This is a genomic window from Clostridia bacterium (assembly GCA_017438525.1).
Lineage (GTDB): Bacteria > Bacillota > Clostridia > Oscillospirales > RGIG8002 > RGIG8002.
On record JAFRVI010000015.1, the window covers coordinates 23,205 to 31,267 of the forward strand.

An 8,063-nucleotide genomic window follows, 5' to 3' on the forward strand; every position below is an offset into this window, starting at 1 on the left:
GAAACAATATCGTTCAAAACCGTCCGCCGACGCGGACGGTTTTCTTTTTTCTATTGCCAAACCGTTATTATTCTGTTATAATAGTCCCGTATTTGATATTAACTGCCGCTTGCGGCGGAACGGAGAAGGATATGAGCATCAACCCCTTCAAAAAAGCCGACTTCCTCATCCCGAAGGACGCGGACCTGCAGAAATGGGCGGTCATCGCCTGCGATCAGTACACCTCCGAGCCGGAATACTGGAAAAACGCGCGCGAAGCGCGCGGCGACGCGCCCTCCGCGCTTAACCTCATCCTGCCCGAAGCCGAGCTCGCCGGCGCCGACGTCACCGAAAAGGCGGGCGAGATACGCCGCCGCTTCAGCGAATACCTCGGCGGCGACCTCATGGCCGAATACCCCGACTGCTATATCTACATTGAGCGCGGGCTTAAAAACGGAAAGACCCGCTGCGGCATACTCGGCGCGGTCGACCTCGAGCAGTACGAGCCCTCCCGCTACGCCGAAACTCTCGTTCGCGCCTCCGAGGAAACCGTCTTCGAGCGCGTTCCCCCGCGCGTGACGGTCAGGGAGAAATCCCCCGGCGAAGTCAGCCACCTCGTGATCTTCGCCGACGACGCGGAAAAAGCGATCATCGAGCCGCTCGCCGCGAAGAAGGCGGAATTCGAGAAGCTCTACGACTTCGACCTGCCGGAGCACGGCGGGCATATCGCCGGCTGGAAGCTCCCCGAGAGCGAAGCCGAGCGCATCGACGGCGTTCTCGCCTCGATGGCGGAGAAGAAATACGTCTCCGACAAATACGGCACCGACCCCGACGCCGCGCCGCTGCTGCTCGTCGTCGCCGACGGCAACCACTCCCTCGTCGCCGCTAAGGAGGCGTACGAAAAGCTCAAGGGCAAGCTGACCGACGCCGAGGCCGCGGAGCATCCCGCGCGCTACGCGATGGCGGAGCTGATAAACATACACTCCGACGCGTTCGAGTTCGAGCCGATATACCGCGTCGTCAAGGGTGTCGACGTCGAGAAGTTCCTCGGCGCGCTCCGCGAAGAGACCTCCGCCGACGGCGAAGGTCAGAAGGTGCGCTTCTTCCACGCCGGCGGCGAAGGCGAAGCCGTCTTCACCGAGCCCTCCTGCCCCGTCACGGCGGGCACGCTGCAGCGCTTTATCGACAACTATATCGACGACTACGGCGAGGGCAAGTGCGACTACATCCACGGCGAAGAGGAGCTGAAGGCGCTCTGCAAGGAGAACGGGACCGTCGGCTTCATCTTCGACGGCATATCGAAAGAGGGGCTTTTCCGCGACATAATCTGCGGAGGCATCCTGCCGCGCAAGGCGTTCTCGATCGGCGCCGCCGATGACAAGCGCTACTACCTCGAAGCGCGCCGCACGAGCATTCCGGTCAAGCTCATCCCCTCCCGCGACGCAGTCGTTGAGGCCGCCGTCGCCTACGACGAAGATCTCTTCTGCAAGTTCAACCTGTTCCACATCAACGTCCGCGGCAAGCGTTCGACCCGCAACCTGATGTACTCCATCGGGCTTGTGATCGCCGGTATCGTCATCGGCGCGCTGCAGGTCGACAGACTGCTGAAATCCGAAACTGGCTTCCAGTTCACCCCGTCGCTGATACTCGCCGCCGGCATGGTCGTGCTCGGCGCGTTCTGGGCGCCGCTGATGAACCGAATGATGAAAAAGCAGCTGCTCCTGCACTGGAACACACAGACTCAGCTGCACACCCTGGTCAACATCATCCGCCTATCGCCCGAAGGCGTATACGTCTTCAGCGACAACGGCACGGATACGACCGAGACCTTCCTGAATTTCGACCAGATAAGCAAGGTGTATGAGACCGACGACGCGTTCTACCTCTACTTTACCTACAACAACGCGGTGCTTCTCAACAAGGCGGACATCGAAAAGGGCTCCGTCGAAGCCGCCCGCGAGCTCTTTATCGAGAAGCTCGGCGGCAAGTTCTCCGACAAGTATTTCAAGGGGAAGAACAAGTAACGGGTTTATTGAAGATACGGGACGTTTTCGCCCCGTATTTTTCATTTTCCGCGGGTTTTTCTATTGACATCATCATATTATTTCTGTATAATATACAGAATGGTATCAAAAGCAGGATACCGATATGAAAGAGGATGATATAATGTCAGCTATCCGCACCAAAGAAGGACTTAAAAAAGCCCAGGAAGAACTCGAGCAGCTCATCAACGAAAAACGTAAGGAAGTTACCGAAAAGATCAAGGTCGCCCGCTCCTTCGGAGACCTCTCCGAAAACAGCGAATACGACGAGGCGAAAAACGAGCAGGCCATGGTCGAGGCCAGAATAAAGCAGCTTGAGGCAGACATCGCCACCGCCGAGATCTTCGAGGAAGAAAATATCAGCGACGACGTCATTACCATCGGCTCCATCGTCAAGGTCACCGACTGCGAAATGAAAGAAACCGAAGAATATACCATCGTCGGCTCCGCCGAAGCGGATCCCATGGATAACAAGATCTCCGACAGGTCCCCGCTCGGCGCGGCTCTTATGGGGCACAAGGCGGGCGACACCGTCAAGGTCGAGGCGCCCGCGGGCCTGCTGAAGTACAAGATCAAGAGCATCAGCAAGTAAGCGGGTTCTCCGCAACGTCTTCAGCGGCATTCGCAACGACTACCGCATCCGAGCCGCAGGTCTTCCCTGCGGCTTGACTTTTTTCACAAGCGAAAGGAAAACCCTGTTATGAACGAAAACGAATTTGACCGTTCCGAAATAAACGTCAGCGAGCAGGTCGCCATACGCAGAGCGAAGCTCGCGGAGCTGCAGGCGTCGGGCAAGGACCCCTTCCTCATCACGAGGTTCGACGTCACGCACCACAGCTCCGATATACGCGACGGCTTCGACGCCCTCGAGGGCAAGACCGTCTCGATCGCCGGCAGAATGATGAGCCGCCGCATAATGGGCAAGGCGTCCTTCTGCCACGTGCAGGATCTCAAGGGGCTGATACAGGTCTACGTCGCCCGCGACTCGATCGGCGAGGAGGCCTACGCCGATTTCAAAAAGGACGACGTCGGCGACATAGTCGGCGTTACCGGCTTCGTCTTCCGCACGAAGACGGGCGAGATAAGCGTACACGCCGAGAGCTTCACGCTGCTGAGCAAGAGTCTGCAGGTGCTGCCCGAGAAGTACCACGGGCTGACGAACACCGACCTGCGCTACCGCCAGCGCTACGTTGACCTCGTGATGAATCAGGACGTGCGCGAGACATTCGTCAAGCGTTCGCGCATCATAAGCGAGATACGCCGCTACCTCGACGCGCAGGGCTTCATCGAGGTCGAAACGCCGATACTCGTCTCCAACGCCGGAGGCGCCGCCGCGAGGCCGTTTGAAACGCACTACAACGCGCTCGACCTCGACGTCAAGCTGCGCATTTCGCTCGAGCTTTACTTAAAGCGCCTCATCGTCGGCGGACTCGAACGCGTCTACGAGATCGGACGCGTCTTCCGCAACGAGGGGCTCGACACGAGGCACAACCCCGAATTCACCCTTATGGAGCTTTATCAGGCCTACACCGACTACCACGGCATGATGGACCTGACCGAGAATATGTTCCGCCACCTCGCCCGCGAGGTCTGCGGAAGCGAAAAGTTCACCTTCGGCGAGCACGAGATCGACTTCTCGCAGCCCTTCGCGCGCATAACGATGCTCGAAGCCGTCAAGAAGTACGCCGGCGTCGACTTCTCCGGGCTCAGCGACGAAGAGGCGAAGAAGATCGCCGACGAGAGAGACGTGCACTACGAGCCGCACCACAAGAGGGGCGACATCCTCAACATCTTCTTCGACGAGTTCGTCGAAGAGCATCTGATACAGCCCGTCTTCGTCATGGACCACCCGATCGAGATATCGCCGCTGACGAAGCGCAAACCCGGCGCGCCCGACTACGTCGAACGCTTCGAGCTCTACATCAACGGCTGGGAGATGTGCAACGCCTACTCCGAGCTGAACGACCCGATCGACCAGCGCGAGCGCTTCAGGGCGCAGGACTCCCTCGCCGCCGCAGGCGACGCCGAGGCGAACCACACCGACGAGGACTTCCTCAACGCGCTTGAGCTCGGTATGCCCCCCACCGGCGGCATCGGCTACGGCATCGACCGCCTCACCATGCTGCTGACGGACAGCCCCTCCATCCGTGACGTCCTCTTCTTCCCCACAATGAAGAGTTTAGACAAGTAAACCCTTGTGAGACAACGGATTACAGGCAATCACACCTTCAATTTACGACACTTTTACGACAAATGAGAAGAGTGCTGACAGAAAGAATAGCGTAACGCAATACTTAGAATCATTGCGAAATGGGAATAACGCACCCGCAAAAAAAAGGCAGACTGGTATCAAAACCAATCTGCCTTATTTGTTTGTTGCTCGGTTTTCACCTAAGCCTTAATTGCCCTCGCCAGAAGGGGCTGGAGCAGCCATAATGCCAGCGGCGATAAGCGCGTCGAGCAGCGCCTTGAACTCGGCTGCTGTAGGAGCATCGCCTGCGGCTTCTGCGACATTAGCCGCCATTTTCACAGCGCCAGCTTTGTCGGCTGTCGCTGCGCTCGGAGCATCTGCCGCCTCCGCAATATCGTCAATCCTCTTGGCAATATCGAGTAACAGTTTTTCTTTCAGGTTGGACGCTGCGCCAGGTGTCATGCTCGAAATGTTCACATTCTGACCGGCAATCTTAGCGAGCAGCAGTTCCAATCTGTCCCTAATTGTAGTATTCATTCGACGTCCTCCTATAAGAATATTTCACACCCACAAAACATTCAAAGGGATTAGTCTGTTTCCTCACCCGGATGAGAAGTCTCATAATCAATCTTCCAATGAGACATTTCTTCGAGTAATAGCGCTGCAAAGCTATTGCCGTGCAGCTTGTTGATATATAAATCTTCCACATTCATTAAAGTCTTTTTCTCATACAGCGGTAACACTTGCGTATCATTGTATTTGTAAAAGATTGTTTTGATAATGTTGCGGCACTGTGTCTTTGTGAACTCGATGTTAATCTCGTTCATCTGCATGACACCTTCCTTGAATTCTGCTTCATCTTGTATATGCCGCTCCAGCATCAGTTTGATTTGAGCAATACTTTCGGACACCTCATCCGATTTACCATACTTCTTAAAAAGTTTTGAAATCGCACTACGAAATGTCTTTGACAGTAGCGCAATCAAGGAAGCGGCAGAAAGAATGACGCCAATAACGGCGGCGATATTCTTTACCACTTCCATCGATTACTCACCCGCTTCCCCGACGCCTTCGCCTCCAGCATTGAAGCCATTGTTGAATTCGTTTACAGCCGCCTCAATGAGCATACGGAGTTCAATGTCTGTAATCTCAATGCCCTTTTGAGCGAGCATCTGAGAAGCATTTTCAAGACACATATCGAGCTTTTCACGTCCGTGCAGGTCTGTATAAATCTGCTCTACGGCGCGGACGCAGGTTTGTACAACGTCTTTCTTTGTTTTGTCGTTCACATACTTGTTATAAATGTTCTTGACAACGATTCCGATGTAACCAGCCAGAGCTGTGAGAACCGTATAGAGAATGGTCGCACCGTATGTATTGATGAAATCGTGAATGAAATCCATAATAAACCTCCTTATAGATGCGCCCGTCGGATAACCGACGGGCTTTTGTTTTCATTTTAATTTATCAAATATGCGTAATTAGCTCGTGTTATCTGCGCTTATTTTGCATATCTGATATCTTATTTCTTAGATACGAGTTGTAAGTCGCTACGTTTGATAGGACTCATAATCGCGTTTTGACCGTCTGTGCTCTTATTGATGACAATACGGTCATTGCCAGCAGTAGCACTGTACACAATCCAATTTTTCGCCTTAACCCACGCCGGGATAGCGGCACCAGAGTAATACTTGCTGCCGATAATCTTTACCGTGTCGCCGGTTTCGATTGTTGTGTTAACAACGGGCTTAGCTGTCTGAGTAGCGGAAACGACAGCAAGGTCTGACGCCTTAACAGGGCTCATAATCGAGTTCTGACCATCAACGCTCTTGTCAATTACAACTCTGTCACCGGACACCGAATGTACAATCCAATTTTTGGCTTTAACCCAAGACGGGATAGTCGCGCCAGAGTAGTATTTAGAACCAGTAATCTTCACCGTGTCACCAGCCTTAATCGTGGTAGACGGAGTAGAAGGCGTTGGTGTGGGCGGTTTAACGGGCTCTGATGTTGCTGGAGCTTTTGGAGCCTGAGTTGCGCTGGTAAACCCATTGCACTTTTTGGAGCGAATGGTAGTAGGATAATCCTTATAAGCAACGTCTGTGTCAACATTACCGTTGATACCGTTAATTTTACCAGTAGAAGAACTCTGCCACATACCAAATGCACCTGTATATGTCGGAGCGCTCGCCCACTGAGCAAGCCAATGGTCGAATCTTGTGAGTTTGGAGTCGTCGAGATAATGAGTTAACCAGTTCAGATTGCTATACAGCGCCGCGTAGAAACCAGCCTTCTCAATGGCATCGCCAAAAGCAATAACCATATTTGTGAGGGTATCTTTGCCGAGACCGGTCTGGCTGTTATCTTCGAGGTCAAACGCAACAGGATACGTGAACGCGCCCTTATATTTGTTCAGTACGCCAACGACAAAAGCAGCCTCTTTCTTAACGGCTTCGACGCTCTTTGCATAAGAATAGAAATAGCAACCAACGTGCACGCCAGCCTTAATAGCGTTAGCGACATTCTTCTCGAAGTAATTATCAACGCCACACGCAGTCCCATCTGCGGAACCATATCCAAGGCGAACCATAGCAAACTGAATACCAGCAGCTTTGACTTTACCCCAATCGATATCGCCCTGCCACTTTGACACATCGATACCTTTAGCAACAACCGTTTTGGTAGCGGTCGAAGCGGGAGTCTGCGTTGCCGGAGCGCTCGTATTTGCGAGCTTCAGGTCTGCGGCGTTAATCGGGCTCATAATAGCGTTTTTGCCATCTTCGGATTTGTTGATGACAACGCGAGCGCCGCTTACAGAATCGACATACCAGTTCTTTGCCTTTACCCAAGAAGGAATAGCGGAACCGGAATAATACTTTGTGCCTGTAATTGTTACGAGGTCGCCCTTTTTGAACGCTGTAGCAGTCGTAGAACCGCTGCCAGTATTACCGCCAGTATTGCTGCCGGTGTTACTGCCGGTGCTTACGCCAGCGCCCTTAAGAAGCGCAGCAACATCCTTGCGCACGTTTGTCATATTATAACCAAACTTCGGGAACCAGTTGTAAATATCACTGTGGTTACACCCGAGACCATACTGATAGCTGTCCTGATGGCAAAGGATAGTAGGAACCTTAATTCCGTTGTAATCCACCGTGCCATTAGGGTCGATATTATAGAGCTTACAAAGGTAGGCGGTGATTTCGCAGGCTTCCTTATAAGCCGCCTCGAAATACTTCTTGTCGTTTAAGCCGTCTTCGCAAATCTCGAACTGAATCCAGCCGTTATTGCAAGAACCTTTATTACCAGAACCGCAACCCCACGGACGGTAATTCCACGGCATTGTCTGAACGGTTGTAACAGTGCCATCAGCGAGTTTGCCAACCCAGCAATTCAGTCCTGCTTCGTGGTAAATATGATTCCAGTCGTTGTTGTATGCGTTCTTGCCGAGCTTTGTAAGCCACGCAGCACGGTCTGACGCGTTATCGCTTGGCTGTACATACCTCTTAAGCCACGGATTGTTGCATCCTGTGCTATGCCAAAGGACGCCCTTGACTGTCATTGTACGGGTCTGCTGATAACAAGTGCTCTGAGTCATCATGCACTGTAAGGGTTTGTTAGTAGCACTATACTTCATTTCAGTACCTCCTTTTGTACTTTTGTGTGATTTATAAAATCCAGGTTTTATATACAAAAAGGAGCCGGTTAGGGCTCCTAATTGCTTTGATTATTAAGTTGTAGAAAATCGCCATTGATATCTTGGTTTCTCTTCTCCAAACAACCAGTATCGTAACCAGTCATCTAAAACTATTGCGAGCGACACCAAGAACACCCACGCTATGGCGAATGGTAAA

7 protein-coding genes are annotated in these 8,063 nt (G+C 52.8%); 3 read left to right on the plus strand and 4 right to left on the minus strand.

Going from position 1 to position 8,063, the window contains the following annotated elements; translation table 11 throughout:
* Positions 1-131: 131 nt before the first annotated feature.
* From IJL83_01475 to lysS, 3 genes are all read left to right on the plus strand, one after another.
* Positions 132-2,003 (plus strand): DUF1015 family protein, encoded by a 1,872-nt coding sequence (locus tag IJL83_01475; GenBank protein ID MBQ6552278.1) that lies wholly within the window; start codon positions 132-134, stop codon positions 2,001-2,003.
* Between the two features lie 142 nt (positions 2,004-2,145).
* Entirely contained in the window at positions 2,146-2,613 is a 468-nt protein-coding gene (greA, locus tag IJL83_01480) for a transcription elongation factor GreA (protein MBQ6552279.1), read from the plus strand.
* Between the two features lie 108 nt (positions 2,614-2,721).
* The gene (lysS, locus tag IJL83_01485; GenBank protein ID MBQ6552280.1) at positions 2,722-4,212 is read left to right on the plus strand and encodes a lysine--tRNA ligase; all 1,491 of its coding nucleotides are present in this window, start codon (positions 2,722-2,724) and stop codon (positions 4,210-4,212) included.
* Between the two features lie 207 nt (positions 4,213-4,419).
* Here lysS and IJL83_01490 read toward each other — a convergent pair whose 3' ends face one another.
* The 4 genes from IJL83_01490 to IJL83_01505 form a co-directional block, all read right to left on the minus strand.
* Complete coding sequence (locus IJL83_01490) at positions 4,420-4,749, minus strand: hypothetical protein (protein MBQ6552281.1); 330 nt, start codon at positions 4,747-4,749, stop codon at positions 4,420-4,422.
* Positions 4,750-4,799: 50 nt separating this feature from the next.
* Entirely contained in the window at positions 4,800-5,255 is a 456-nt protein-coding gene (locus tag IJL83_01495) for a hypothetical protein (protein MBQ6552282.1), read from the minus strand.
* 3 nt (positions 5,256-5,258) lie between these two features.
* The gene (locus IJL83_01500; protein MBQ6552283.1) at positions 5,259-5,615 is read right to left on the minus strand and encodes a phage holin family protein; all 357 of its coding nucleotides are present in this window, start codon (positions 5,613-5,615) and stop codon (positions 5,259-5,261) included.
* 119 nt (positions 5,616-5,734) lie between these two features.
* Positions 5,735-7,846: an N-acetylmuramoyl-L-alanine amidase gene (locus IJL83_01505; GenBank protein MBQ6552284.1), complete on the minus strand. Its 2,112-nt coding sequence runs from the start codon at positions 7,844-7,846 to the stop codon at positions 5,735-5,737.
* Positions 7,847-8,063: the final 217 nt, after the last annotated feature.

Coding starts and splice junctions, on each gene's coding strand:
- IJL83_01475 (MBQ6552278.1), top strand. CDS start 132: ATGAGCATCAACCCCTTCAAAAAAGCCGACTTCCTCATCCCGAAGGAC.
- greA (MBQ6552279.1), top strand. CDS start 2,146: ATGTCAGCTATCCGCACCAAAGAAGGACTTAAAAAAGCCCAGGAAGAA.
- lysS (MBQ6552280.1), top strand. CDS start 2,722: ATGAACGAAAACGAATTTGACCGTTCCGAAATAAACGTCAGCGAGCAG.
- IJL83_01490 (MBQ6552281.1), bottom strand. CDS start 4,749: ATGAATACTACAATTAGGGACAGATTGGAACTGCTGCTCGCTAAGATT.
- IJL83_01495 (MBQ6552282.1), bottom strand. CDS start 5,255: ATGGAAGTGGTAAAGAATATCGCCGCCGTTATTGGCGTCATTCTTTCT.
- IJL83_01500 (MBQ6552283.1), bottom strand. CDS start 5,615: ATGGATTTCATTCACGATTTCATCAATACATACGGTGCGACCATTCTC.
- IJL83_01505 (MBQ6552284.1), bottom strand. CDS start 7,846: ATGAAGTATAGTGCTACTAACAAACCCTTACAGTGCATGATGACTCAG.